The 524-nt window shown below is 59.2% G+C and carries 2 protein-coding genes; both read right to left on the bottom strand.

The window, feature by feature from the left end; all coding sequences use genetic code 11:
- A partial coding sequence (locus AC3A84_RS04810) for an MFS transporter (protein WP_487968511.1) occupies positions 1 to 235 on the bottom strand: 235 nt, incomplete at its 3' end.
- A gap of 2 nt (positions 236 to 237) precedes the next feature.
- Positions 238 to 524: MarR family winged helix-turn-helix transcriptional regulator (locus tag AC3A84_RS04805; RefSeq protein WP_487968510.1), on the bottom strand; the 287-nt coding region annotated here is incomplete at its 5' end.

Genomic DNA, 524 nt, shown 5'->3' with positions numbered 1-524 from the left:
CGACGAGCAGGGTCTTCTTGCGCCCAATGCGAGTGGCGACCCAGGAAGCAAAAAACATCAACGCTGCAGACACGAAGAGATAGGTACTGAACAGTAGCTCGGTCTGACCTGGGCTGGCCTTCAGGGCCGAAGAGATCTCGGGAAGAATCGGGTCGACCACCCCAACCCCCATGTAGGAGAACGCCACAGCAATGGTGACCGCCCACACAGCCGGTCTGACAGGCTCTTTGCTCATCGTCAATTCCTCGTCGTCCTCGCGTCATTCTCGGACAGCACTTCGACAGCCCGGCGCAAGGCGGGCAAAACTCTCATCAGCAGACCCCGGTCCCTATCGCTCAACGTGTTTAGCACCGGCACGACGGACTCCCCCACCGACAGTTCGCAGTTGCGGCAGTACTCACGCCCGGCATCCGTAATCTCAACGAGACGACTGCGGGCATCATGGGGATCACGTTGTCGCGCTACTAACCCATCCCGTTCAAGCCTCTCAACGATGTCTGTCGTCGTTGTGGGTCTGGTTCCCT

The organism is Paracidovorax sp., from assembly GCF_057642795.1.
The sequence above is the reverse complement of the archived record's forward strand: the minus strand, read 5'-3'. Positions and strand labels throughout refer to the sequence as shown.